At 72.0% G+C, this 24,867-nt stretch carries 17 protein-coding genes; 4 read left to right on the top strand and 13 right to left on the bottom strand.

Translation table 11 applies throughout. The features are described from left to right. Together AAIB33_RS17200 and AAIB33_RS17195 are read left to right on the top strand one after the other, a co-directional pair. Positions 1-1,767 carry a sodium:proton antiporter gene (locus AAIB33_RS17200; RefSeq protein WP_345801178.1) on the top strand — a complete coding sequence of 589 codons (1,767 nt, stop codon included), beginning with the start codon at positions 1-3 and terminating at the stop codon, positions 1,765-1,767. Positions 1,768-1,821: 54 nt separating this feature from the next. Beyond that, positions 1,822-2,280: a recombinase family protein gene (locus AAIB33_RS17195; protein ID WP_345801177.1), complete on the top strand. Its 459-nt coding sequence runs from the start codon at positions 1,822-1,824 to the stop codon at positions 2,278-2,280. A 3-nt stretch (positions 2,281-2,283) separates the two neighbouring features. On the opposite strand, the gene AAIB33_RS17190 is transcribed toward AAIB33_RS17195, so the two are convergent. The 9 genes from AAIB33_RS17190 to AAIB33_RS17150 form a co-directional block, all read right to left on the bottom strand. Then, entirely contained in the window at positions 2,284-4,629 is a 2,346-nt protein-coding gene (locus tag AAIB33_RS17190) for an excinuclease ABC subunit UvrA (protein WP_345801176.1), read from the bottom strand. Between the two features lie 69 nt (positions 4,630-4,698). Next, a complete protein-coding gene (locus tag AAIB33_RS17185; protein ID WP_345801175.1) occupies positions 4,699-5,367 on the bottom strand; it encodes an ABC transporter ATP-binding protein in 669 nt (222 codons plus the stop codon). Continuing rightward, positions 5,364-6,296 (bottom strand): ATP-binding cassette domain-containing protein, encoded by a 933-nt coding sequence (locus tag AAIB33_RS17180; protein ID WP_345801174.1) that lies wholly within the window; start codon positions 6,294-6,296, stop codon positions 5,364-5,366. Before AAIB33_RS17180 ends, AAIB33_RS17185 begins: the two co-directional genes overlap by 4 nt. A gap of 4 nt (positions 6,297-6,300) precedes the next feature. Further along, positions 6,301-8,994 (bottom strand): FtsX-like permease family protein, encoded by a 2,694-nt coding sequence (locus AAIB33_RS17175; protein ID WP_345801173.1) that lies wholly within the window; start codon positions 8,992-8,994, stop codon positions 6,301-6,303. Next, entirely contained in the window at positions 8,991-11,576 is a 2,586-nt protein-coding gene (locus tag AAIB33_RS17170; RefSeq protein ID WP_345801172.1) for a hypothetical protein, read from the bottom strand. The genes AAIB33_RS17175 and AAIB33_RS17170 overlap by 4 nt, the downstream gene beginning before the upstream one ends. Positions 11,577-11,859: 283 nt before the next feature. After that, positions 11,860-12,522: a class F sortase gene (locus tag AAIB33_RS17165; RefSeq protein ID WP_345801171.1), complete on the bottom strand. Its 663-nt coding sequence runs from the start codon at positions 12,520-12,522 to the stop codon at positions 11,860-11,862. After that, positions 12,519-13,253, bottom strand: coding sequence for a hypothetical protein (locus AAIB33_RS17160; RefSeq protein ID WP_345801170.1), 735 nt, complete (start codon positions 13,251-13,253; stop codon positions 12,519-12,521). The genes AAIB33_RS17165 and AAIB33_RS17160 overlap by 4 nt, the downstream gene beginning before the upstream one ends. Before the next feature lie 203 nt (positions 13,254-13,456). Continuing rightward, entirely contained in the window at positions 13,457-14,035 is a 579-nt protein-coding gene (locus AAIB33_RS17155; protein ID WP_345801169.1) for a DNA-3-methyladenine glycosylase I, read from the bottom strand. A 118-nt stretch (positions 14,036-14,153) separates the two neighbouring features. After that, entirely contained in the window at positions 14,154-16,256 is a 2,103-nt protein-coding gene (locus AAIB33_RS17150) for an acyl-CoA dehydrogenase (RefSeq protein ID WP_345801168.1), read from the bottom strand. A gap of 298 nt (positions 16,257-16,554) precedes the next feature. On the opposite strand from AAIB33_RS17150, the gene AAIB33_RS17145 reads away from it, so the two are divergent. Both AAIB33_RS17145 and AAIB33_RS17140 read left to right on the top strand, forming a co-directional pair. Further along, positions 16,555-17,070 carry a GNAT family N-acetyltransferase gene (locus tag AAIB33_RS17145; protein ID WP_345801167.1) on the top strand — a complete coding sequence of 172 codons (516 nt, stop codon included), beginning with the start codon at positions 16,555-16,557 and terminating at the stop codon, positions 17,068-17,070. Next, positions 17,067-18,332 (top strand): GNAT family N-acetyltransferase, encoded by a 1,266-nt coding sequence (locus AAIB33_RS17140; protein WP_345801166.1) that lies wholly within the window; start codon positions 17,067-17,069, stop codon positions 18,330-18,332. Before AAIB33_RS17145 ends, AAIB33_RS17140 begins: the two co-directional genes overlap by 4 nt. A 2-nt stretch (positions 18,333-18,334) precedes the next feature. On the opposite strand, the gene AAIB33_RS17135 is transcribed toward AAIB33_RS17140, so the two are convergent. The 4 genes from AAIB33_RS17135 to recQ form a co-directional block, all read right to left on the bottom strand. Further along, positions 18,335-20,113 carry a glycoside hydrolase family 3 N-terminal domain-containing protein gene (locus AAIB33_RS17135; RefSeq protein ID WP_345801165.1) on the bottom strand — a complete coding sequence of 593 codons (1,779 nt, stop codon included), beginning with the start codon at positions 20,111-20,113 and terminating at the stop codon, positions 18,335-18,337. Positions 20,114-20,162: 49 nt separating this feature from the next. Continuing rightward, positions 20,163-20,648: a glutathione peroxidase gene (locus AAIB33_RS17130; protein ID WP_345801164.1), complete on the bottom strand. Its 486-nt coding sequence runs from the start codon at positions 20,646-20,648 to the stop codon at positions 20,163-20,165. 45 nt (positions 20,649-20,693) lie between these two features. Then, positions 20,694-22,367, bottom strand: a complete 1,674-nt coding sequence (locus AAIB33_RS17125) for a formate--tetrahydrofolate ligase (protein WP_345801163.1) — start codon at positions 22,365-22,367, stop codon at positions 20,694-20,696. Between the two features lie 433 nt (positions 22,368-22,800). Further along, entirely contained in the window at positions 22,801-24,792 is a 1,992-nt protein-coding gene (gene recQ, locus AAIB33_RS17120; protein ID WP_345801162.1) for a DNA helicase RecQ, read from the bottom strand. Positions 24,793-24,867 lie beyond the last annotated feature (75 nt).

Here is a 24,867-nt window from a genome sequence, read left to right as displayed (position 1 = left end):
ATGGAGGCGCTCGTCCTCGCCATCGTCGCGATCGTCGTGATCGCGGTGACGACGGCCGTCGCGCCCAAGGTGAGGATCGCAGGCCCGCTGCTGCTCGTCGCGATCGGCCTCGGCGTGAGCCTGCTGCCGTTCGTGCCCGGCGTCGACATCGACCCTGAGATCATCCTCGTCGGGATCCTCCCGCCCCTCCTCTACTCGGCGGCCGTGCAGCTGCCGGCCATCGAGTTCCGGCGCGACTTCGGCGCGGTCGCCGGGCTCTCGGTGCTGCTCGTGCTGATCAGCTCCGTCGCCCTCGCGCTGTTCTTCAACGCGGTCGTGCCCGGACTCGGCATCTACCTCGCGCTCGCGCTCGGCGCGATCCTGAGCCCCACGGATGCCGTCGCCACGGCGATCGTGAGACGGCTCGGCATCTCGCGCCGAGTCGTGACGCTGCTCGAGGGCGAGAGCCTCCTCAACGACGCGACGTCGCTCGTGATCCTGCGCGTCGCCGTCGCGATCGCCGTCACGGGGAGCGTGCCCGCGGGCGGCGTGCTCGGCACGTTCCTCTGGGGCGTCTTCATCGCGGTCGTGATCGGTGCGATCGTCGGCTGGTTCAACCTGCGCCTGCGGCACCTCATCAAGAACCCCGCCGCGAACACGGCCATCGGCATCGTCGTGCCGTTCGTCGCGTACCTGCCGACGGAGGAGCTGCAGGGCTCGGGGCTCGTCGCGGCCGTCGTGGCGGGCATCGTCACGGGTCAGGGCGCGGCGCGCTGGTTCACGCCCGAGCAGCGCATGTCGGATGAGCTCAACTGGCGCACGATCGAGCTCGTGCTCGAGGGGGGCGTCTTCCTCATCATGGGCCTCGAGCTCAAGGAGCTCCTGCAGCAGAACCTCGAGGACGACCAGGGCATCGGGCATGCCGCCTGGCTCGCGATCACGGCGTTCGCGATCATCATCGTCGTCCGCACGGCCTACGTCGCCCTGCTCGTGTGGCTGCAGAGCAGACGCGCGCGGCGCAAGCTCGCGTCGCGCGACCGGCTCGAGTCGTTCAACGAGCGCATCGACGCGATCGAGAACGGCACGCTGCCGCCGCCGGGGCTGCCCGCGCCCCCCGACCGAGGCGACCGGTTCGCGCCCCGCGACCCCGTGCGCCGGCAGCGCCGCATCGACCTCATGCGCGGCCGCGTCACCCGGGCCCTCGCCGACCTCGATTACTACCAGGCGTCGCCGCTCGGCTGGAAGCACGGCACCGTCATCGTCTGGTCGGGCATGCGGGGTGTCGTGACGCTCGCGGCCGCCCAGACGCTGCCGGTCGACACCGCCGACCGCCCCCTCCTCGTCTTCGTCGCCTTCCTCGTCGCCGTCGGGAGCCTCATGCTGCAGGGCCTCACGCTTCCGTGGGTGATCAGGATGCTGCGCATCGACGACTCGGCCGCCGATGTCGTGAACCGGGTCGAGCAGGAGCGCCTCGACGGCGAGCTGCGCGAGGCAGCGGCATCCGCCCTCTCCTCACCGAGCCTCGTGAAGCGCGACGGAAGCCGGTTCGAGCGCGAGTTCGTCGAGCGCGTCGGGTCCCGCTTCACCGAGCCGCCCGACGAAGAGGCGTCGGCGACGCTGCACGAAGCGCTCGAGCTGCGCCTCGTCATGATCGTCGCGATGCGCGAGCGTCTCACCGAGCTGTCCTCGGGCGGCGTCTACAGCACGGCCGTGCTGCGGCAGTCGCTCGCCGAGCTCGACGCCGACCAGCTGAGCATCGAGCTGCGCCTCGACGACAACGACGACTGAAAGCGGCCGCAGAAGCGTCGTCCGCACGGCAGAATGGATGCCGGAGGTGCGGGCATGTCGGATGTGTTCGAAGTGACGGACGCCGCTGACCCGCGGCCCGAGACGGTGCACGCGCCGCACGACGCGACCGAGTGCCCGAAGTGCTTCACCGAGCTGCAGCGCGACCGCGACTGGTGGCAGGCGCGTCCCGCGGGGGCGCGGCTCGTCGGCCTCGTCGTCGCCCGCGACGACATGCCGTCGATCGTCGAGCAGCGCGACGAGCTCACCCGCTTCGGCGTGCCGATCGCCGGTTTCCGCCACCCCGCGCCCGAGACGCTCGAGTCGTGGGAGGAGCGCCTCGTTCGCCTCTTCGGCCGACTCACGCGGGGTGACGTCGTGGTCGTGACGAACGTGCACGCGCTCGGTCGCAACACCGACGAGGAGACCCGCACGGTCGCCGAGCTCGCGCGCCGCGGCATCGTGGTGAAGGTGCTGCGCCACGGCGAGCGCCACCTGCGCGACGCCCTCGCCTGAGGTTCAGGCGCCGACGTACTGGCGCAGGTGCACGGCCGTCAGGGTCTCGCTGCTGGCGACGAGGTCGGCGGGCGTCCCCTCGAAGACGATGCGACCGCCGTCGTGCCCCGCACCCGGGCCGAGGTCGATGATCCAGTCGGCGTGGGCCATGACGGCCTGGTGGTGCTCGATCACGATGACGCTGTTGCCCGCGTCGACCAGGCGGTCCAGCATCCCGAGCATGTTGTCGACGTCGGCGAGATGCAGACCGGTCGTGGGCTCGTCGAGGACGTAGATCGCGCCCTTCTTCGCCATCGAGATCGCGAGCTTGAGGCGCTGCCGCTCGCCGCCGGACAGCGTGTTGAGCGCCTGGCCGAGGGTGATGTAGCCGAGGCCGACGTCGATCATCCGCACGAGGATCGTGTGGGCCGGCCCCTTGCCGAAGAACTCCGCCGCGTCGGACGCCGACATCGCGAGGACCTCGGCGATGTTCTTGCCGTCGAGGCGGTACTCGAGCACTTCGTCGCTGAATCCCGAGCCTTCGCACAGCTCGCAGAGCGTCTCGACGGTCTGCGTGAAGCCCAGGTTGGTGATGATGACCCCGAGGCCGCGGCATGCGGGGCACGCGCCCTCGGAGTTGGCGCTGAACAGCGCCGGCTTGACGCCGTTCGCCTTCGCGAAGGCCGTGCGCACGGTGTCGAGGATGCCGGTGTAGGTCGCGGGGCTCGAGCGTCGGTTGCCCTTGATCGGCGACTGGTCGACGACGACCACCTCGTCGAAGGCCGGGACGTTCCCGTGGATGAGCGACGATTTGCCCGAGCCTGCGACTCCCGTGACGACCGTGAGGATGCCCAGCGGGATGTCGACGTCGACGCCCTGCAGGTTGTGCTGCGTCGCTCCGCGGATCTCGAGCGCGCCCTTCGCCGAGCGGGTCGACGGCTTGAGTCTGGCGCGGTCGTCGAGGTGGCGGCCCGTGATCGTGCCCGATGCGCGCAGACCCGCCACGTCGCCTTCGTACTGCACCTCGCCGCCGGCCTTGCCCGCGCCGGGGCCGAGGTCGACCACGTGGTCGGCGATCTCGATGACCTCGGGCTTGTGCTCGACGACGAGCACGGTGTTGCCCTTGTCGCGCAGCTGCTGGAGCAGGCGGTTCATGCGCTGGATGTCGTGCGGGTGCAGGCCCGCCGTCGGCTCGTCGAAGACGTAGCTGATGTCGGTGAGCGGCGAGCGGACGTGCCGGATCATCTTCGTGCGCTGCGCCTCGCCGCCGGAAAGGGTGCCCGACGCACGGTCGAGTGACAGGTAGCCGAGTCCGATCTCGATGAACGAGGCGATCGTCTCGCGGAGCGTCTTCATGAGGGGCGCCACCTCCGGGTCGTCGACCGTGCCGAGCCACTCCGCGAGGTCCGTGATCTGCATGGCCGCGGCATCCGCGATGCTGATGCCTCGGATCTTCGACGACCGCGCGCCCTCGTTGAGTCGCGTGCCGCCGCAGTCGGGGCACGGCATGAACTTCACGGCGCGATCCACGAACGCGCGGATGTGGGGCTGCAGCGAGTCGCGGTCCTTCTGGAGCATCGACTTGGTGAGCTTGGGAACGAGCCCCTCGTAGGTCATGTTGATCGACTGGATCCTGACCTTCGTCGGCTCCTTGTAGAGGAAGTCGGCGAGCTCCTGCTCGGTGTAGTCCTTGATCTTCTTGTCGGCATCGAGGAAGCCGGATTCGGCGAACTGCCGCACCATCCAGCCGTCGACGCTGTAGCCCGGCACCGCGATCGCGCCCTCGGAGAGGGATTTCTCGCGGTCGAACAGCTCGTCGAGGTCGATGTCGCTGACCTCGCCGAGTCCCTCGCAGCGCGGGCACATGCCGCCCGTGATCTCGAACGAGCGGCGCTCCTTGACCTTCTTGCCGCCCTTCTCGAAGGTCACGGCGCCGGCACCCGAGACCGACGGGATGTTGAAGGAGAAGGCCTGCGGCGAGCCGACATGGGGCTGGCCGATGCGGCTGAACAGGAGGCGCAGCATCGCGTGCGCGTCGGTCGCCGTGCCGACCGTCGACCGCGCGTTCGACCCCATGCGCTCCTGGTCGACGATGATCGCGGGGCTGACGTTCTCGAGCGCGTCGACCTCGGGGCGGTTGAGCTGCCCCATGAACTGCTGCACGAAGGTCGGATAGGTCTCGTTGATGAGCCGCTGCGACTCGTTCGCGATCGTCCCGAAGACGAGTGACGACTTGCCCGATCCGCTGACCCCCGTGAACACCGAGAGTCGGCGCTTCGGGATGTCGACGCTGACGTTCTTCAGATTGTTCTCGCGGGCCCCCACGACCCTGATGACCTCGTGCGAATCGGCGACGTGCCCCTCAGCCATGTGTGCCCTCCTCGGCGGAAACCCCCGCCAGTCTGCCGTACGCCGCCGACACCGCGCCCGCCTGCTCCGTCAGCGGCCCGCCAGCCGCCCGTCGTGAAGCTCGAGCACTCGGTCGGCGCGGGCGAGCATGACGGGGTCGTGCGTCGCGACGACGGCCGCCGTGCCGCGGCCGTGCACGATGCCGGCGATGAGGTCCATGATCTGCACGCCGGTCTCGGCGTCGAGCTGTCCCGTCGGCTCGTCGGCGAGCAGGATCGCGGGGTCGGCGACGAGGGCGCGGGCGATGCCGACGCGCTGCTGCTGACCGCCGGACAGCTCGCCGGGGCGCTGGTTGCGGTGGTCCTGCAGGCCGACGGCCTCGAGGGCCGCGGTGACACGCGAGTCGCGCTCGGCGGGATCGACGCGGCGGATGCGCAGCGGCACCTCGACGTTCTCGGCGGCCGAGAGGATCGGCAGCAGACCGAAGCCCTGGAAGATCGAGGCGATGCGCGTGCCGAGCAGCTCCTCGGCGCCCGGCGCCGCGAGATCGCGTCCGTCGACCTCGACGCGTCCGGCCGTCGGGCGATCGAGCCCGCCGAGCATCGTCAGAAGCGTCGTCTTGCCCGAGCCCGAGCGGCCCTTGAGCACGACGAGCTCGCCGGCCGAGACCTCGAGGTCGACGCCCTGCACGGCGACGACGTCGCCGGCCGGCGCGGGGTAGACGCGCGTCAGGCCCTCCGCGCGCAGCACGACAGTCATCGCTCCTCCTCCGAAGCGGCGGAGGGCGTCGCCGCCGTGTCGCCGGCGGGCGCGTCGCCCGGTCGGTCTGGCCGCACCGAGATGTGATCGGGCTCGAGCGAGAGCCGCACGCGCTCGCGCAGCGAGAGGGCTGAGACGAATTCGGCCGGCAGCTGCATGCGGCCCGCGCGGTCGAGCACGGCGTACTCCTCCGCGGTGCGGATGCGGCGGCCCTCGGCATCCGTCCTCGTCGTCCTCAGCGTCTCGGCGGACGTGCGTCCGTCGCGGATCCGCACGGTGCGGTCGACGTGCTCCGACACCGCCGGGTCGTGCGTCACGATGAGCGTCGTCACGCCGCGCTGCTTGTTGACCGACTCCATGACAGCCAGCACCTCGGCGCTCGTCGTCTCGTCGAGCTCACCCGTGGGCTCGTCGGCGAGCAGGACGGCGGGCTCGTTCGCGAGCGCGACGGCGATCGCGACGCGCTGTCGCTGACCGCCCGACAGCTGCCCGGGCCGGTGATCGGCGACATCCGCCACCCCGAGTTGGTCGAGCAGCTCCTCACCGAGGGCCGCGCGACGCGCGCGCGGCACGACGCCCGCGACAGCGTGCGCCATCGCGACGTTCTCCCGCGCATCGAGGTAGGGCAGCAGGTTCTGCGCCGACTGCTGCCAGACGAAGCCGACCGTGCGGCGGCGGTACTCGAGCTTCTCGCGTCCGCGCATCGTCACGAGGTCGTGCCCGTCGACGACCGCGCGTCCCGCGGTGGGCTGATCCAGAGCGCCCAGGATGCCGAGGAGCGTCGACTTGCCCGACCCCGAGGCGCCGACGAGGGCGACCATCTCACCCGGCCCGACGCGCAGCTCGAGGCCCTGGAGCGCCTGCACCTCGACCCCCTGCGCCGTGAAGATGCGCACGAGTCCCTCGCAGTCGATCGCGAGTGCTGTCATGGTCTCATCCTTCCGCGTCCATGCTGCGGACGGCCGCCGACGCCGTCAGCCGCGATGCGGCGGCCGCCGCGATCAGCACCGCGAGCGCGGAGAACGCCGCGAATCCGGCGACGACGGCGAGCGGCATCCATCCCCCCGTCTGCACGGCGGGTTCGAACGCGCCCCCGAGGAACGTGGCGGTTCCGAGCTGCGGGAGGGCGAGGTAGGTGAGCGCGTACCCGACGGCGACGCCGAAGGGCAGCGCGATGACGAGGGCGGGTCCGACCTCCCACAGGACGAGCGGCACGTCGCGGCGGCGCGGGTAGCCGAGTGCGGCGAGCAGCGCCATGAGCCGCGCGCGACCGGGTGCGCCGAGCACGAGGGTCATGCCGATCGCGAGCGCGAGGAGCAGCGCAACGCCGACCGCCGCCGCGCCGAGTGCGAGGTAGACGGTGCGCAGCGCCGGGTCCGACGAGATGGCCGCAGCGTTGCTCTCGGGCGTGGTCACGCGCGCCGTCGGGCCCGCAGTATCCCGAGCCGCAGCGGCGACGGCCGCCGGATCGGCATCGGGCGCAGTGGCCATCAGCAGGATGCCGGGACTCGTCGGAACCGCCCCCAGCCGGTCGGCGGCCGACACGTCGACCAGGAGCCACGTGTCGGCGGAGCCGGGCCGCGCCGCGGCCGGGGCGATCGCGACGACATCGACGCCGTGCCCCGCGAGCGTCGCGGGCGCACCCCCCAGCGCGGCGGCGAGGGCGGGCGAGACGACGGCCGGGATGCTGTCGCCCCCTGCAACGAGCGCGTCAGGTGTCGGAATGTCGCCCTCACCCGACGCGGCCTGGACCGCGCGGAAGTCGCGCGCGTCGGCGATGTAGACGGTCGCGCGAACGGAGTCGTCGCCCGCGTCGAGGTCGATCCTCGTGCCGTCCGTGAGCGCCGCGACATGCGAGACCCCGGCGATCGCGCCGAGCTCGTCGAGCTGGCGCGCGGACAGGTAGGGCGACTCGACGCGGACGTCGGCGCCCGCCCTCAGACCCGCCGCCGTCGACACCCCGGCCGTCATCGTCGCGCCGAACGCGACGGAGAAGAGCACGACCGCGACCCCGAGCACGACCGCGAGCACGGGACTCGCCCGCACCGACGGATCACGGCGGCCGCGGGCCGGCCCGACGAGCGGCACGAGCCCGCGGGCGCGCGGGGCGCGGGCCTCGACGGCCGACAGGACCAGCGGCACGCAGCGCAGGGCGAGGACGCACGCCGCCGCCGACAGCGCGAGGGGCAGCGCGAGGAGCGCGGGGTCGACACCGGCCGTCCCGGTCGCCGCGATGACGGTGAGCAGCGCGGCCGCGAGCACGATGACGCCCTCGACGGCACCCCGGCGCACAGCGCCGCCCCGGGGCGCCATCCCGAGGTCGCGCCGCGCATGCCGACGCGCGAGCGCGAGGGTGATCCACGGCAGCACGAGCACCGGAGTGACCGCGATGACGAGAGGGAGCATGAGGGATGCAGCCCCCTCGAAGCCGACGAGGAGGGCGGCCGCGGCGACGCCAAGCCCGGCGCCGAGCGCGCCGAGGAAGAGCCCCTCGACTCCCAGCACGCCGCCGAGGAGGCGGTCGGAGGCGCCGCGCGCCTCCGCGAGGCGGACGGTGCGCACCCGGCGCGTCGCGACGAGGCGCACCGCGAGGGCGAGCACGACGATCGCCACGGCGAACGGCCCGACGGCGACGAACGCGACGATGCTCGCCATGGCGTCGGCACGCCGCCCGGCCTGATCCGATGCGGGAGGTGTCACTGTGCTCGAGAGCGTGAGGCCGCCGGGGAACCGCTGATCGAGCACGACGACGAGCGGCACCTGCACGCCGCTCGCGGCGCGCATCTGCCGCGCCAGCTGGTCGGCCGAGGCGCCGTCGACGCGCTCGATCGCGAGCGGCAGCCACGTCTGGGTCGTGAACCAGTCCGGCAGGGCGAGTGCGGCATCCAGCGCGTCGGGGGCGCCGTAGGCCGTCGCGTACAGCGTGATGTCGCCGAGCGGCCCCACGACCTCGGCCGGTCCGAGCCCCGTCGGCACGTGTGTCCAGTGCGGATCGGACGCGTCCACCGCCTCGTACACGCCCGCGAGCTCGAGCTCGGCGGTCGCATCGGCGGTGAAGGCGATGCTGCGCGTCTCGCCGACCTTCCAGCCCAGGGCGGTCGCGGCATCCCGTGCCAGCGACACCTCGATGACCTCGTCGTCCCGAGGTGCGGGCGCGCTGCCCTCGACGATCCGGACGCGCTCGTCGGAGCCCGGGTCGAAGGTGAGGGTGATGCGGTTGAGCGCGCTCCCCGGAGGTCCGACGCTCGTCACCGGATCGCTCACGACGACGACCTGCGGGTCGCCCAGCACGTCGCGCAGGGGCGACGGGAAGGCGTCACGCGTCTCCGTGAGCACGTCGAGCGCGTATCCCCACGACGACCGCTCCGCCTGGTCGAGCGTGCCGGCGGCCTCGCTCGACCCGGTGCCTGGCCGCGGCACGCCTCGCGTCGCGCCGGAGAGGTCGCGCGTCGCAGGCGGGAGGTCGTGGAGCGCGGCATGCACCGTCGCCGTCCGCGCGGAGTGCAGGAGGGCGGGGGCGGCGGCTCCGGCGAACGAGACGAGCGCGATGAACACCACGACGAACGCCGACACGACGGGAGCCGTCGTCACGGACTTGAGCGCGAGGCCGACCGACCGCGCGCTCACGTCGCACCCCCCACGATCGCCGGCAGGAGGAGCGGTCCGATGATCGCACCGGTCGCCCACCCCGCAAGGGCGCCGGCGACGAGCGCGTAGACCGCCGCGGAAGCCGTCTCGGCGATCCGCGCGCGGCGCTGCGCCGCGAGATCGAATCCGAAGGAGCGCAGGGGCACCGTCTCGCTGCGGCGGTCGCGCGCCGTGCCCGCCATCACGACGACGAACCCGAGAACGCCGAGCAGCGTGCCCACGAGTGCCACGCCGGCGAAGAGGGCCAGGGCAGGGCCGGCCACGGCGGCGGCGCCGGCATCCCGAGCGATGTGGACGCGCACGGGATGCGTCGCCCACTCTCGGATCGCCGCGGCGGACGCTTCGGCGTCATCGGTCCGGACGAGCACGGTCGTGGGACTCAGGACCGCGTTGCGGTGCTCGACGAGCGACGCCGTGAGCGTCGTGAGGTCGAGTGCCGCGCCCGGGCCCGAGCCGACGCCCGGGAGGGCGTCGACGACCCCCGTCACCCGGACGGCGACGGGCGCCGTCGCCCCACGGACATCGAGATGCAGGATGCCGCCCACCGGCGCGTCCACGCGCGCGGCGAGCTCCGACGTGACGACGACGGGGATCTCGCCGGGCAGCTCGGCGACGGTCGGGAAGCGGAGTGCGCGGGTGCTGCTCAGCGCCTCGTCGGCACTGTCCAGCGCCACCGCGGGGTCGGTCGCGAGCCGGACGAACGCTCGGCCACCCGCGAAGCCCCGGCCGAGCACGTCGACGGCGAGCAGGCTGTGGGCGCCGGCAAGCGGAGCGGTGAGTCGGTGCGTCTCACCGTCAGCCGGAACCGTGCCGAGCTCGATGCGCTGCGGCACGCCCGCGGCATCCAGTGCCCACGCGCGCACGATCATGGTCGGCGACCGCGGCTCGCTGCTCTCCACGGCGGGCGACGTGTAGTCGCCGACGATGTCGAGCGTCAGGTCGCCGGTGAGCGCCGCAGGCTCACCCGCGGGAAGCGCCGCGAGCGCAGCGGCGACGTCGCCAGTCGGCTCCATGGACGTGAAGCCGTCGGGAGTCGTCGCGAGCAGACGCACGTCGACGTCCCCGACGCGGGCATCGGCGGTGACCGCGGGGGCCGCCTCGCGGAGCGTGTCCTGAAGAGCGGCGATGGCGGGGGCGGGGTGGCTGTCGTCCACGGCGCGCTCCGCCTCGAGCTCGGCGCGCACGTCGGCGCCGACGGCGGCGATGGCGGCCTCCTGCCTCGCGGATGCGCCGGCTGCGAGGGTCGCGGCCAGCGCGAGCACGCCGCTCGCGAGCGCGAGGCACAGCACGCCGGCGAGGATCGAGTGCGGACGGTGGGCAAGTTGCAGCACGCCGAGGCGCGTAGCGAGTCCGCGCCCGCGGCGGGTCCCGCGCTCGGCGGCCGACGCGACCGGTCCCGTGAGCTGTGTCGCGAGCACGCAGAGCGTCAGCAGGACGAGCCACGGCGCGGCGGCGGCCAGCGCGTCGACCGGCGCACCGGCGACGGCGATGCCCCCGCGCGCGATGGCCTGCGCCACCGCGAGTCCCGCCGCGACGGCGAGTCCCAGCAGCACGAGCAGCAGCGTGGCGGCGACGACCCGCGGGCGTCCCGTGCGTCCCCTGCTCGCACGACGGACAGTGGATGCCTCCACCGCCGCCCCGACCAGGACGGCGCCGAGGAGACAGCCCGCCCCAGCTGCCCCGGCGGGCCCCGCACCGGCGACGAGACCGCCCGCGACGGCCCCGATGAGGGCGCCGACGGCCGAGGCGGCTGCGATCTCGGCGACGCCTCGCGCCCATACGCGGGAGCGTCGCGCCCCCCGTGCGACGAGGAGCGCGACCTCCTGCTCCCTCGCCCGGCCCCGCGCGAACACGACGACACCGACGATGACCGCCGCGATCACCCCGAGTGCGACGAGCGGCACGGTCAGCGCGCCGCGCGCGCCGGAGACGGCGGAGAGGATGCCGCCGAGCGTCGCCTTCAGCCCGCCGCTCACCCGCGCGGGGCCCGCGCTCGACGTGCCGGCCGGGCCCTGGACGACGGCATCGATCCGCGCGAGCCCGTCCGACAGCTCCGTCGCGGTCGCGACCCCGAGAGCCTGCGGAGTCACCGTCCAGCGCGCCGTCAGCCCCGGCACCTCGGCGATGGCGGAATCGTCGAGAACGACGACCGGTCCGACGGCGCCATCGACCATTCCCGACGCCACAGCGGGGTCGCCCGACCAGGCGGGATCGGTCGCGTCGGCGGCGCGCCAGACGCCCGTGATCCTCGCCTCGCTGTCGCCGATGCGCAGCGGATCGCCGGGCCCCAGGCCGAGCCGCGCCGCCGCGGGCTCAGCGACCGCGACCTCGTCGGGCGCGCGGGGCCACTCGCCCGAGACGAGTGCGGCCCGAGCGGGCAGCGTCGGGTCGGCCAGAAGCTCGAGCGAGGGGGATGCCGCACCCGCCGGCGCGGAGTCGGTGGCGATGCTCGTGCGGCGGACGTCGACGGGCAGGCCGGTGAGCGCGTCATCCAGCGCGGTCTGCATCGCCTGCGCCTCGGCGGCCGGATCGGCCCCGAGCGGGAGGTCGACGATGACCATCCTGTCGAGCGGATCGGCGACGGACAGCAGCTCTGCGACCCCGCGGTCGAGCAGTCCCTGCGTGAGTGCGCCGGCGACGGCGAAGGAGAACGTCGCGAGCGCCGTGAGGAGCGCGAGGATCGCGAGCGACGCGACACCTTCACGCGCGCGGCGGACGACGAACAGCGAGCACCTCCTTGGACGGCTGCCCGTGCCGGGCGCCCGTCCAGGCTACTCGCGGGTCGGACGCCGATCGCGGCGCCTGTGGGGCGATCAGCTGCGGGGACGCGGCATCCCTCGCCCGTCAGGCGGCGGGGGTCGCCGACACGAGGTGCAGGAAGACGACGGTGTTGTCGGGCGCGTGCTCCGACGGGTCCCAGCCCTCGGGGCGGTGGCACGTGACGAGCGCGAGCCGGCCGGGCACCATCGCGACGACGCGCGGGTCCTGTGTGAAGTCGGGCTTGGCGAGCGTGAAGACGTCGTCGACCTCGTAGACCAGTTCGCCGTTGGCGGTCGTGACCGTCGCCTGGTCGCCGACGACGACGTCCTTCAGCCCGTTGAAGACGGCCGGCTCGATCCACGAGTGACCGAAGAGGTAGACGGTGTTCTTCGCGTCGGTGCCGGGCATCGGGTCGGAGATGCCGGAGTACCAGGCGATCTCGTCGAGGCTGTCGGGGTTGACCCCGCCCGCGGCCTCGGCATCCGCCGCCGTGTACTCGTCGACCGGGCCGTCGATCCCCGCCGCCGGGAACGTCAGACGCGTCGGCGCCGCGACCGGCACGAGATCGGCGGCGGGCGAGCCCGCCGCCGAAGGAGTCGGTGGCGGGGTCGGTGCCGCCGACACCGTAGGAGTGCCGCTTGCACCCGCCGGGTCCTGTCGGGGTGTTGCACACCCCGACAGGACGAGGGCGAGGGTGACCGCCGCGACGACGAGCGGAGTGCGCGCTCGGCGTGCGGAGCGGATCATCGGCGGCGCAGGGCTCCTGCGATGACCGATCCTGCGGCGGCCGCCAGGAGCGCGCCCACCGTCACGGCGAGGCCGAAGACCGGCGACGCGGTCGACGTCGCACCGGCGAGGTCGGCACCGTCCGTCTTGGCCGCGGGCAGGGTGTTGGTGCCCGTCGACGTCGTGGTCACGGTCGTCGTCGGGGTCGTCGTGCCGCCGGCGGGCGGAGTCGTCGAGCCGGGCGTAACGACCGGCGGGGTCGTCGTCGGCGGCGCGGGGTCGGGGTCTCCGCCCGTGGGGTTCGGCACGACGTCGCATCCGACGACCGTGATCCGCGGGTCGGGGTACGACAGCGGCGCGCCGATCCAGTCGGGCTCGGGGTTGGAGAGGCTGCCGAATCCGAAGGCGAACGCGACCGCACCCTTGCCGAGGTCGGCGCAGGTGTAGCCGGGAAGCGACCGGAAGAAGGTCTTCTCCTGACCCGGGTCGTAGTGCTCCAGGTTGGTCGGGTGATTCACGCCGTCGATGTCACGCACGACGGCAGCGCCCCAGGCTTCGACCGTCGACAGATTGTGCGTCCAGATCGTGATGTCGACGGAACCCGGAGTGGTGGAGAAGTTCAGAGTGACATGGCCTTCGCCGATGATCTCCGGGTCGGCCGCGTTCGCGGCCCCGCCAACCGCGAAAACGGAAAGGAGCCCTGCGACGACTGCTGCCGCCGCAAGGCTCGAGGAACGAACAGATTTCTTCACGAGTTGCCCCCTCAGTGAACTCGAACAATGAATCCGGCGAGGGAGTTTTCGGAACGACACCAGGCGGTCCAAAGGCCACCCCGCCTGGTCAGCTGTGTAGCTCGCTTCGGGGAGCGTACCACCGAGACTGGCTGCGCCGTGTTACAGGCACATGTCCGGTTTCGGATCATGACCCTTCGCATCTGGAACCGGTCGTGCATCGGTCACGCGCCGGCGCGGAAGCATCCCTCCACGTGGTCGTCGACCATTCCCGAGGATTGCATCAGCGCATAGATCGTCGTCGGGCCGACGAACCGGAAGCCGCGCGTGCGCAGGGCCTTCGAGGCGGCGGTCGACTCCGCGGTCACGGCCGGGATGTCGCCGAAGCCCGCCGGGCGGGGCCGCGCCTCGGCGGGCGCGAACGACCACAGCAGAGCATCGAGCTCACCGGCATCCATCTCGGTCACGAGCCGGGCGTTCGAGATCGTCGCCTCGATCTTGGCGCGGTTGCGGACGATGCCGGGATCGGCCATGAGCCGCTCGATGTCGGCTTCGCCGAAGCCGGCCACGACCTCGGGCTCGAAACCTGCGAAGACCTCGCGGAAGCGCGGACGCTTGCGCAGGATCGTGATCCACGACAAGCCCGCCTGGAAGCCCTCGAGGCTCAGCTTCTCGTAGAGCGCCCGGTCGCCGTGCAGCGGCGTGCCCCACTCCTCGTCGTGGTAGCGGCGGTACTCGGGGTCGTCGCCGACCCAGGCGCACCGCGCGATGCCATCGGGTCCGGTGCGCACGGAGGGGTTCACCCGCCCACCCTACGACCGGTCCCCGACACTGCCCGCACCCGGGCGAAGCGACCCGCTCCGGGCGAGACCACCCTCACGTGAGGGTGGTCTCGGCCCGGAAGGTGGTTTCGGCGGCGGGTCAGCGCTTGAGCGACTTCTCCGAGACCGGAGCGGTTCCGGATGCCGCGAGCGCGGCGTAGTACTCGGCCGCCTCCGTCTGGCGCGCGAGCTCGGCGCCCGACGCGATGGGTGCGCGGACGTGCTCGGGGGCGAAGCCGAAGGCGTCGACGAGATCCTGCGCGTGCGGGCGGAGCCGCGCGCACAGCCGGTCGATGTACGACGAGACGGCGCCGGCGCGCTGGGCCGAGAGGCGTCCGTGGATGAGGTACCACGCGAGGTGGCGCTCGATGAGCGAGAGGCCGAAGAGGTCGCGCATCCAGGTGAGGACGTGCTTCGTGCCCTCCTCCTCGATGGTGTTGACGGCGTCGGTGAACGCCTCCCACTGCAGCAGCTCGGCGTGCGCGCGCGCCGCCTCGATGAGCTCGGACTGGTTGGCGTTGAACAGCGCCGCCGCGTCCTCGCGGGAGAGCTTCGACGCCGGCCGCAGGCGACCCGCGACGTCGGCGATCATCTGCTGCACCCGGCCCGACAGCAGCTCGTGCTGCTGGTCGGCGCGGAGGCCGCGCTCGACCGAGCGGGCCGTCGAGCCGAAGTCGCCGACGGTCTGGCCGATCTGACGCAGGCCCGCGCCGTGGAAGACCTTGCCCGCCGTCTGGCCGAGGGCGATGCGGGCGAGGGCCGCGGCATCCTTCCCCTTGAACTGCTTGGCGTAGTCGGCCAGCAGCCGCTTGCCGACGAGCTGCAGGAGCACGTTGTTGTCGCCCTCGAAGGTGACGTAGACGTCGAGGTCCTGGTGCAGGCCCACGAGGCGGTTCTCGGCGAGGAAGCCCGAGCCGCCGCACGCCTCGCGGCACTCCTGGATCGTGTCGAGCGCATTCCACGTCGAGAGGGGCTTGAGGGCGGCGGCGAGCGTCTCGAGGTCCTCGCGCTCCGCGGGGGTGTCGCTCGTGCCGCCGAAGACGCCGTCGAACTTCTTGAGCAGCTCGTCGTGCGCGAAGAACTGCGCGTACGTCTGCGCGACGCGCGGGAGGAGCCGGCGCTGGTGCTTGCCGTAGTCGAGCAGGACCACCTCGGGCGTGCCCGCGCCGGAGTCGAACTGGCGACGCTGGTTCGCGTACGTGATGGCGATGTACTCCGCGAGCGCGGTCCCGGTCGTCGCGGCGCCGTCGAGCGACACCCGGCCCTGCACGAGCGCGCCGAGCATCGTGAAGAAGCGGCGGCCCGGGGTGGGGATGTCGCTCGAGTAGGTACCGTCGGCCGCGACGTCGCCGTAGCGGTTGAGGAGGTTCTCGCGCGGGATGCGGACGTGGTCGAAGTGCAGCCGGCCGTTGTCGATGCCGTTGAGGCCGCCCTTGACACCGTCGTCCTCGCCGCCGATACCGGGGAGGAACTCGCCCTCGTCGTCGCGCAGGGGCACGAAGAAGCAGTGCACGCCGTAGTTGACGCCGCCGGTGATGAGCTGGGCGAAGACCGTCGCGGCCTTGCCGTGCAGCGCCGCGTTGCCGAGGTAGTCCTTCCAGGCGCCGCGGAACGGCGTGTGGATGACGAACTCCTCCGTGTCGGGGTCGTACGTCGCCGTCGTGCCGATCGCCGCCACGTCAGAGCCGTGGCCCGTCTCGGTCATGGCGAACGCGCCCGGCAGGTCGAGGTTCATGACGCTCTTGAGCCACTTGTCGTGGTGCGTCTTCGTGCCCAGCTGATAGATCGCGGAGCCGAACAGACCCCACTGCACGCCCGACTTGATCTGCAGGCTCGGGTCGGCCAGGACGAGCTCCTGGAAGCCGGCCAGGTTGGCGCCGTTGTCGTTCTTGCCGCCGTACTCCTCGGGGAACGCGCGCTGCGAGCCGCCCGCGTCGACGAGCGCGTGCAGCTGCGCGAGCACCCGCTCGCGGTGCTCGGGCATCGGCTGTCCCTCGACGCGCCAGAAGGCGGGGTCCTTGATCATCCCCCGCGCCTCGCGGCGGGTGTCGGCCCACGTGCCCAGGAGCAGGTCGGTCACGTGTGCGATGTCGATGCGGGAATCGGATGCCTCGGCCGCCGTGTGCGGCGCGGTCGGCGCGCCTCCGGCGGGCGTGCGCTTGCTCGTGGCGGGCTTCTTGGAACGGACGGCGGCGTCGGCCATTGGCAGCACCTCTCGGCGTGATCGGACGGGGAAGGTCGCTTTCGACCGTAGGACTCCCACAATTGACTCCCAAGTCGGTTAGTCGTTCTTCACAAACGCATCGGCCGACGTGTCTCGTCGGACTTGTGCGGTCCCGACATCAGACGGCGTGGCGGCCGCTCCGAGATCAGGGCACAGCGCCCGGATCAGGACGATCTGCGCTCATCCCTCCTGATCCAGACGCTTTCTCCTGATCTCGTGCGTCGGGGTCAGGCGCAGGGGATGGGCGCGTGTCGGAGGACGCGCCTAGACTCGCGGCGTGACGGAGGCCCTCGCAGAAGAGCGCATGGCGCTCGTGCCGTGGACGGATGCCGACCTCGAGGTGCTCGAGCGCGCGAATTCTGCCGAGATGACGACCTTCCTCGGCGGTCCCGAGTCGCCGGACGAGCTGGCCACACGCCACGCCGAATACCTCTCCTTCGCCGAGACGGGCGAGGGTGCCGTGTTCCGGGTCGAGGTCGACGGCCAGGTCGCAGGCTACGCAGGCTGGTGGACCGAGGAGCACGAGGGCGAGCCGGTCTGCGAGATCGGCTGCGCCGTCGAGCCCGCGTGGCAGGGTCGGGGCGTCGCGACCGAGGCCCTCGGCAGGGTCATCGACCTGGCCGTCGCGACGACCGGGCGCCCCGTCGTGGGGTACTCGCACGTGGGCAACGAGGCGTCCATCGCACTGTGCCGGCGCGTCGGGTTCGAGCTCCGCGGGCGCGGGGTCTTCCCGTCCGACGACGGCGACGTCGAGGTGGACATCTGGGTCATCGAGCCGGAGTGGCGCGCATGACGGTGACCCTGCACCGCTGGAGCGTCGACGATCTCACCGTGCTCGAGCGCGCGAACACTCCCGAGATGACGAGGTTCCTCGGCGGGCCCGAGGCGCCGGAGCAGGTCGTCGACCGCCATGCCCGCTACCTGCGCAATTGGGAGACGGGCGAATCGCGGATGTTCCGCATCGACGTCGACGGCGTGCCGGCGGGGAGTATCGGGTGGTGGCGCGTCGAGCATCGTGGTCGTCCCGCGTATGAGACGGGGTGGGGAGTGGAGCCCGGGTGGCAGGGGCGCGGAGTCGCGACCGAGGCGCTGCGGCACATCATCGCCGACGTGCGCGCGCACGGCGAGCGCGACCTCCTCGTGGCCTACCCCGGCGTCGACAATCCCGGCTCGAACGCCCTCTGCCGGCGCGCGGGCTTCGCCCTGACCGGGAGCGACACGATGCCCTGGCGCGGCGCCGAGCTCACCTTCAACGTGTGGGAGCTCGACATGTCGCCCCTCGACCTCACGGGTCGTGAACCCGACGTCGAGGAGCGGTTCGACGAAGGCGTGCTCGACGAGAAGCTGTGGTGGCCGTTCTACACGCCGCACTGGTCGTCGCGGGAGCGCGCGGCGGCGCGCTACACGGTGGGAGCGCCGGGACTCGAGCTGCGGATCGATGCCGATACGCCCCCGTGGGCTCCCGACCTCGACGGCGACCTCCGCGTCTCACACCTGCAATCGGGTCAGTTCTCCGGCCCGCTCGCCTCGCGCGTCGGGCAGCACCGGTTCCGGAAGGGTCTCACGGTGCGTGAGGAGCAGCCGGAACGGCGGCTCTGGCTGCCCCGCTTCGGGGTGATCGAGGCGCGGCTCGCGGCGATCCGGCATCCCTCCGCCATGGTCGCCTTCTGGCCGATCGGCTTCGAAGACGACCCCGACGACTGCGGCGAGATCTGCATCGCCGAGATCTTCGGCTCCGAGCTCGACGACGCCGGCGGCTGGGTGGGGGTCGGCGTCAAGGCGCAGAACGATCCGAGACTGCGGGAGGACTTCGAGAAGATCCGCGTCGAGGGCGATCTCACCGACTTCCACGATTACGCCGTCGAGTGGACGCCCGACCGCCTGCGGTTCTTCATCGACCACCGGTGGGTGAAGACCGTCGCCCAGACCCTCGACTACCCCGTTCAGCTCATGCTCGACGTGTACGAGTTCCCGCCCGAGAAGGGGATTCGGGATGCCGCGGCCCTGCCGCACCGCTTCCGCGTGGACCGCGTCCGCACCTACCCTCCGGTGTGACGTCAGAGGGCGAGGCCGTGCCCGAACCGGAAGAGCGGGTCCTCGGTGTCGAAGGGCACATCGGGACGGGATGCCTCGACCGCCGCCATCGACCGCGGCACGTCGAACGGCAGCTTGCCCTTGGCCGGCACGGCGCCCGTGAGCACGTCGAGGAGCGCCGCGGGGTTCGCTCCCCAGTTCGCCACGACGGCGTGGGCCGCCTCGACGATGGGCGCGAGGATCGCGGGGCGATCGAGGAACACGTCCACCACGGTCGGCACGACCGCCGCGACCTCGCGGACGTGCGCGATGGTCTCCTCCGCGAAGTCGAGCGACCCGGCGTGGAAGAAGTTCTCGAACATCGAGTCGCGCACCTCGAACGGCGCCTGCAGGCGCAGGATCGCGGCATCCGCCTCTTCCGGCGTCTCGACGACGACGCCGTACAGCCGGGCCGTCTCGGCGTCGATCCCCTCGACGTAGAGCTTCGGCGATCCGGCGAGCGGCAGGACTCCCGTGTTGGACAGCACGGCGATCGACGCGCGCTGCGCCGCCTCGCCCGCCGCGCGGAAGGCGGCCGAGCCGACGATCGCGTCGGCGGCCTCGGCATCCACGTACGGGTTCTCGAACAGGCCGAGCTCGAACTTCTCGCGCAGCAGGCGGCGGGCCGAGGCATCCAGCCGCTCCTCGCTCACGCGGCCATCCTCGACGAGTGAGATGAGCAGACGGGGGTCGTGCTCGCCGCCGAACTGATCGGCGCCCGCGTCGAGCACCTTGATCATGCGCTCGGCGGGTGTGAGGTGCTCCACGCCCCAGGCGCGTGCGGCGAAGTCGGTGCCCATGATCGGCTGGTCGGTGATGAGGCCCCAGTCGGTGCAGACGATGCCGTCGAAGCCGAACCGCTCGCGCAGCAGACCCGTGAGGACCGATTTGTTGAAGCCGAAGCCGACCTCCTCGTACTCGGTGCCGACGGGCATGCCGTAGTACGGCATGATCTGGCGCCCGCCCGCGGCGAAGACGGCCTCGAAGGGCTTGAGGTGCAGCTCGAACCGGCCACCCGGGTAGACCTGCTCGCGGCCGTAGTCGAAGTGCGGGTCCTCGCCGTCCTTCTGCGGGCCGCCGCCCGGGAAGTGCTTGGTCATGGTGCTGACGGAGCCCGCACCGAAGGCGGAGCCCTGGAAGCCGCGGACGTACGCGGCGCCCAGCTCGCCGGCGAGGTCGGCGTCCTCGCCGAAGGTCTGCAGCTGACGCGCCCAGCGCGGCTCCGTCGCGAGGTCGACCTGCGGGTGCAGCGCGACGCGGATGCCGACGGCCGTGTACTCCTGCCGCGCGATGTCGGCGAACTTCTCGACGAGCTCGGCGTCGTGGGTCGCCGCGAGACCCAGGGGTTCGGGCCACTGCGAGAACGGGCCCGCGAAGAAGGACGCACCCGGGTTGTCGTTGAAGGCGTGGCGCGGGTCGGTCGAGATCGTCACGGGGATGCCGAGACGAGTGGATGCCGCGAGCTCCTGGAGCTTGTTCTGCCAGCGCGCGATCTCTCCGGCCGTCGGCGCGACGCCGAGCAGGTTGAAGTGCGACAGGTTGCGGTCGACGACGTACTCGGCGTTGGACGCGATCCCGAAGACGGGGTCGCCGTCGGACAGCTCGCCGCCGGGGCCCATCGCGATCATCGTGTGGAAGAAGAGCCCCGCCTTCTCGGCGAGCGTCATCTGGCCGAGGAGGATCTCGACCCGCTCGTCGACGGGAAGCGAGGCGTCGCGATAGCGCGTGTCGAGGTCGGTCGAGAGGGCGGCGTCATTGCTCATGCCGCCACTCTAAACCGAATGGCGCTAGGTTTTCAACGTTCCTCGGCGATCAGCCGGGCAGGTTGGCTTCGATAGTCGCGATGACGGCGGGATCGTCGGGCTCGGTGTGCGGCCGGAAGCGCAGCACGTCGCGATCGGGCGTGACGAGGAACTTCTCGAAGTTCCAGGTGACCCGGCCGGCCTTGCCGGAGGCATCCGGAGCCTTCTTGAGCTCGGTGTAGAGCGGGTGCTCGCGCCGCCCGTTCACACGAACCCGATCGAGCACGGGGAACGTGATCCCGTACGTCATCGAGCAGTACTGCTTGATCGCGTCGTTGCTGCCGAGCTCCTGCAGGAACTGGTTGCTCGGGAAGCCGAGCACCTGGAACCCGCGCTCGCCGTACTCGCGCTGCAGGCGTTCGAGGGTCTCGTACTGCGGCGCGAGGCCGCACCGGGAGGCGACGTTGACGATCATGACCAGCTTGCCGTCGTAGTCGTCGGCGAGGGTCTGCGTGTCGCCCTCCATCGTGCGGAACGGGATGTCGTCGAGGGTCATGCACCGATTCAACCGGAGATCGGTGTCCGGTGTTCCTCCTCGTGCTCAGAAAAGTCCGACGATGCGCCCCTCGTCGTCGACGTCGATCGCGTTCGCCGCGGGCGCCGCCGGCAGGCCGGGCATCGTCATGATGTCGCCGCAGATCATGACGACGAATCGCGCCCCCGCCGCGAGGCGCACTTCGCGGATGTCCACGACGTGGCCGCTCGGGGCTCCGCGCAGCTTCGGGTCTGTCGAGAACGAGTACTGCGTCTTCGCGACGCACACCGGGTACCCGCCGTAGCCCTCATCCTGCAAACGACGAATCTGCGCGCGCACGGCGGTCGACGCCGTGATGTCGGATGCCCCGTACACGCGCGTCGCGATGGTGCGCATCTTGTCCCACAGCGTCGCATCGTCGGGATAGGTGAAGCACAGGTCGCTCGGCTCGGCGGCGAGGCGGACGACTTCGCGTGCGAGCTCCTCGGCGCCCGCGCCGCCCTCGGCGAAGTGCTTCGCGACGACCGCCTTCGCCCCCGCCCGCTCGATCGCGGCGACAAGGGCCGAGACCTCGGCATCCGTGTCCTCCGCCCTGTGGTTGATCGCCACGACCGCGGGAAGGCCCCACGTCTCGCGGACCGTCGTCAGGTGCCGCAGCAGGTTGACCGTGCCCTTCTCGAGCGCCGCGACGTTCTCCGTCGGGAGGTCGGCGACCTCCACGCCGCCGTGGTACTTCATCGCCCGGACCGTCGCGACGATGACAGCGACGGACGGGCGCAGCCCCGACGAGCGGCACAGGATGTCGATGAACTTCTCGGCGCCGAGGTCGGCGCCGAACCCGGCCTCCGTCACGACGAAGTCGGCGAGGCGCAGGGCCGACTGTGTCGCGATCGCGGAGTTGCAGCCGTGCGCGATGTTGGCGAACGGTCCGCCGTGCACGAAGGCCGGCGTGTGCTCGAGGGTCTGCACGAGGTTGGGGGCGAGCGCGTCGCGGAGGATCGCGGTCATCGCGCCGTGAGCCTCGAGGTCGCGCGCCGTGACCGGTCGCCGGTCGCGCGTGTAGCCGATGACGATGTCGCCGAGCCGCTCCTTGAGGTCGGCGATCCCGGTCGCCAGGCAGAACACCGCCATCACCTCGCTCGCGACGACGATGTCGAAGCCCGACTCGCGCGGATAGCCGTTGCCGGGGCCGCCGAGACCGATGACCGTATCGCGGAGGGCCCGGTCGTTGACGTCGAGCACACGACGCCACGTGATGCGGCGCACATCGATGCCGAGCGCATTGCCGTGGTGGATGTGGTTGTCGATGAGCGCCGCGAGCAGATTCGTGGCGACGGCGATCGCCGAGAAGTCGCCCGTGAAGAGCAGGTTGATGTCTTCCATCGGCACGATCTGCGCGTAGCCGCCGCCCGCGGCGCCGCCCTTCATTCCGAAGACCGGTCCGAGCGCGGGCTCGCGGAGGCACACCATCGCACGCTCGCCGATGCGGGTGAGCGCGTCGCCCAGGCCGACGGTCGTCGTGGTCTTGCCTTCGCCGGCGGGCGTGGGCGAGACGGCCGTGACGAGCACGAGCGTGCCGCGCGGGCGATCCTTCAGCGAGTCGAGGTACCCGAGCGAGACCTTGGCCTTGTGCCGCCCGTACGGTTCGAGACTCTGTTCCGGGATGCCGAGCCGCTCCGCGATCGCCGTGATGGGCTCGAGCTGCGCGGCCTGCGCGATCTCGATGTTGCTGAGACCCACTGGTCCTCCGTTCGTCTCCGTCGACGCTGTCGCCAGCCTAAGGGCGGTGGATGCCGGGGATGGCGTTCGCCGAAGGCTGGGGGCGTTTCGGCTGCCGGGCCCGGGGCGCGCGGGGCGCGCGCCGCGTACGGTTCGGGCGCGCGGGGCGCGCGCCGTGTGCGGTTCGGGAGGAGATGACGCGACGGGAGGATGCCTCACCCGCGCCGGGCCCTCCCGCGCGGTCATCTCCTCCCGTGCTGCGCGACCGGAGGCCGAGGTGGTCGAGCATGCGGCACCGAGCACGACCGGAGGAGATGACGCGACGGGAGGATGCCTCGCCCGCGCCGAGCCCTCCGGTGCCGTCAACTCCTCCCGTCCTGCGCGCCCGCAGGCCGAGCAGCGCCCGGAGGCCGAGCAGCGCCCGGAGGACGCACAACGGTGAAAGGCGGGCGCCTCAGGCCGCCGCGATCACCTCGAGCACGGCCTCGCCGTACGTCTCGCGCTTCTTCGCACCGATGCCCGAGATGCCCTCGAGGTCGGCGAGCGACGCCGGCCGCACCGCGGCCAGCGCACGCAGCGTCGCGTCGTTGAACACGACGTACGCCGGAACCCCCTGCATGCGCGCCGTCTCCGCCCGCCACGACCGCAGCGCCTCGAACAGGCCTCGGTCGGCATCCCCGACCGTCTCAGACACCGTCGAGCGGCGCACGCCCGAGGTGGACCCCCGGCGTCCCATGACGTCGCGCCGCAGGAGCACCTGGCGATCGCCGCGCAGCACGTCGCCGGCGCTCTCGCCGAGCGCGAGGGTGCCGTACTCGCCGCGCGACACGAGGAGGCCCGTGGCGAGGAGCTGCCGGACGACGCCGCGCCAGTCCTGCTCGGACAGGTCGGCGCCGATGCCGAACGTCGCGAGCTCGTCGTGCCTCTGCTGGCGTACGCGCTCGGTGGTGGTGCCGCGCAGGATGTCGATGATCTGCCCCGCACCGAACGACTGGCCGCGCTCACGCTGCAGCCGCACGATCGTCGACATGAGCTTCTGCGCCGCGACCGTGCCGTCGAAGGTGTCGGGCGGCTGGAGGCACGTGTCGCAGTTGCCGCACGGCGTCGACTCCTGGCCGAAGTAGCCGAGCAGGTTCTGCCGTCGGCACGACACCGTCTCGCACAGCGCGAGCATCGCGTCGAGGTGCTGCCCGAGGCGGGTCTTGAAGCCGCGGTCGCCCGGGCTCTGGTCGATGAGCCGGCGCTGCTGCACGACGTCGCCGAGCCCGTAGGCCATCCACGCGACGGCCGGCTCGCCGTCGCGCCCTGCGCGCCCGGTCTCCTGGTAGTACCCCTCGACCGACTTCGGCAGGTCGATGTGCGCGACGAACCGCACGTCGGGCTTGTCGATGCCCATGCCGAACGCGATCGTCGCGACCATGACGACGTTCTCGTCGCGGAGGAACCGCGCCTGGTGCGCCGCGCGCACGGACGCGTCGAGCCCCGCGTGGTACGGCAGCGCCGGGATGCCCTGCGACGACAGGTACTCGGCGGTCTGCTCCACCGACTTGCGGCTCAGGGCGTAGACGATGCCGGCCGTCCCCTCGTCGGGCAGGGCGTCGCGCAGCGCGCGGATGAAGGCGACGAGCTGCTTGCGCGGCTCGTTCTTCGGCTCGATGCGGTACTGGATGTTGGGCCGGTCGAAGCTCGCGACGAAGTGCTTCGCCCGCGGCAGGTCGAGGCGCTGCGTGAGCTCGCGATGCGTGTCGCGGGTCGCGGTGGCCGTGAGGGCCATGCGCGGCACGCCGGGGAATCGCTCGGCGAGGTCGCCCAGTGCGAGGTAGTCGGGGCGGAAGTCGTGGCCCCACTGCGACACGCAGTGCGCCTCGTCGATGGCGATGACGCTCAGGCGGCCGCGCTGCAGCAGCGACGTCGTCGCGGGCGACGAGAGGCGCTCGGGCGCGACATAGATGAGGTCGAGCTCGCCCGCGAGGAAGGCCTGCTCGACGGCCTGCCGCTCGGCCGGACCCTGCGTCGAGTTGAGGTAGGCCGCCCGCACGCCGTTGGCGATGAGCGCGTCGACCTGATCGTGCATGAGGGCGATGAGGGGGCTGATGACGAGGCCCGTGCCCGGGCGCGCGAGCGCCGGAACCTGGTAGGTGATGCTCTTGCCGCCGCCGGTCGGCATGAGCACGACCGCGTCGCCGCCGGCGACGACGTGCTCGACGATCGCACCCTGGTCGCCGCGGAAGTCGTCGTAGCCGAACACCTCCCGCAGGATCGCCCGCGGGTCGGAGCCGGTGAAGTCACGCGCACGCCGGGCGAGCGCCACCGCGGCCGGCGGCGCACCCAGATCGTCGGGCGGGGCCTCGAAGTCGTCGGGCGGAACGAGGTCGTCGGGGCTCCACGCCAGGTCGGCGTACGGATCGGCGCCCCACGACGAAGAGGAGCCGGGTTCGGGAGTCACCCGTTCACGATAACCGCGACGGCGGACACGACGCCGGGCGCGGCATCCATCCCCCGGAAGAAGAGGGCAGCGGAC

The organism is Microbacterium sp. AZCO, assembly GCF_039614715.1.
GTDB lineage: Bacteria > Actinomycetota > Actinomycetes > Actinomycetales > Microbacteriaceae > Microbacterium.
Note: the sequence above shows the minus strand (reverse complement) of the source record. Positions and strands in the feature narration are given on the sequence as shown.

Excerpts from the sequence above, each read along its gene's own strand:
- AAIB33_RS17200 (WP_345801178.1), top strand. The coding sequence starts at position 1 with ATGGAGGCGCTCGTCCTCGCCATCGTCGCGATCGTCGTGATCGCGGTG.
- AAIB33_RS17195 (WP_345801177.1), top strand. The coding sequence starts at position 1,822 with ATGTCGGATGTGTTCGAAGTGACGGACGCCGCTGACCCGCGGCCCGAG.
- AAIB33_RS17190 (WP_345801176.1), bottom strand. The coding sequence starts at position 4,629 with ATGGCTGAGGGGCACGTCGCCGATTCGCACGAGGTCATCAGGGTCGTG.
- AAIB33_RS17185 (WP_345801175.1), bottom strand. The coding sequence starts at position 5,367 with ATGACTGTCGTGCTGCGCGCGGAGGGCCTGACGCGCGTCTACCCCGCG.
- AAIB33_RS17180 (WP_345801174.1), bottom strand. The coding sequence starts at position 6,296 with ATGACAGCACTCGCGATCGACTGCGAGGGACTCGTGCGCATCTTCACG.
- AAIB33_RS17170 (WP_345801172.1), bottom strand. The coding sequence starts at position 11,576 with ATGGTCATCGTCGACCTCCCGCTCGGGGCCGATCCGGCCGCCGAGGCG.
- AAIB33_RS17165 (WP_345801171.1), bottom strand. The coding sequence starts at position 12,522 with ATGATCCGCTCCGCACGCCGAGCGCGCACTCCGCTCGTCGTCGCGGCG.
- AAIB33_RS17150 (WP_345801168.1), bottom strand. The coding sequence starts at position 16,256 with ATGGCCGACGCCGCCGTCCGTTCCAAGAAGCCCGCCACGAGCAAGCGC.
- AAIB33_RS17140 (WP_345801166.1), top strand. The coding sequence starts at position 17,067 with ATGACGGTGACCCTGCACCGCTGGAGCGTCGACGATCTCACCGTGCTC.
- AAIB33_RS17135 (WP_345801165.1), bottom strand. The coding sequence starts at position 20,113 with ATGAGCAATGACGCCGCCCTCTCGACCGACCTCGACACGCGCTATCGC.
- AAIB33_RS17130 (WP_345801164.1), bottom strand. The coding sequence starts at position 20,648 with ATGACCCTCGACGACATCCCGTTCCGCACGATGGAGGGCGACACGCAG.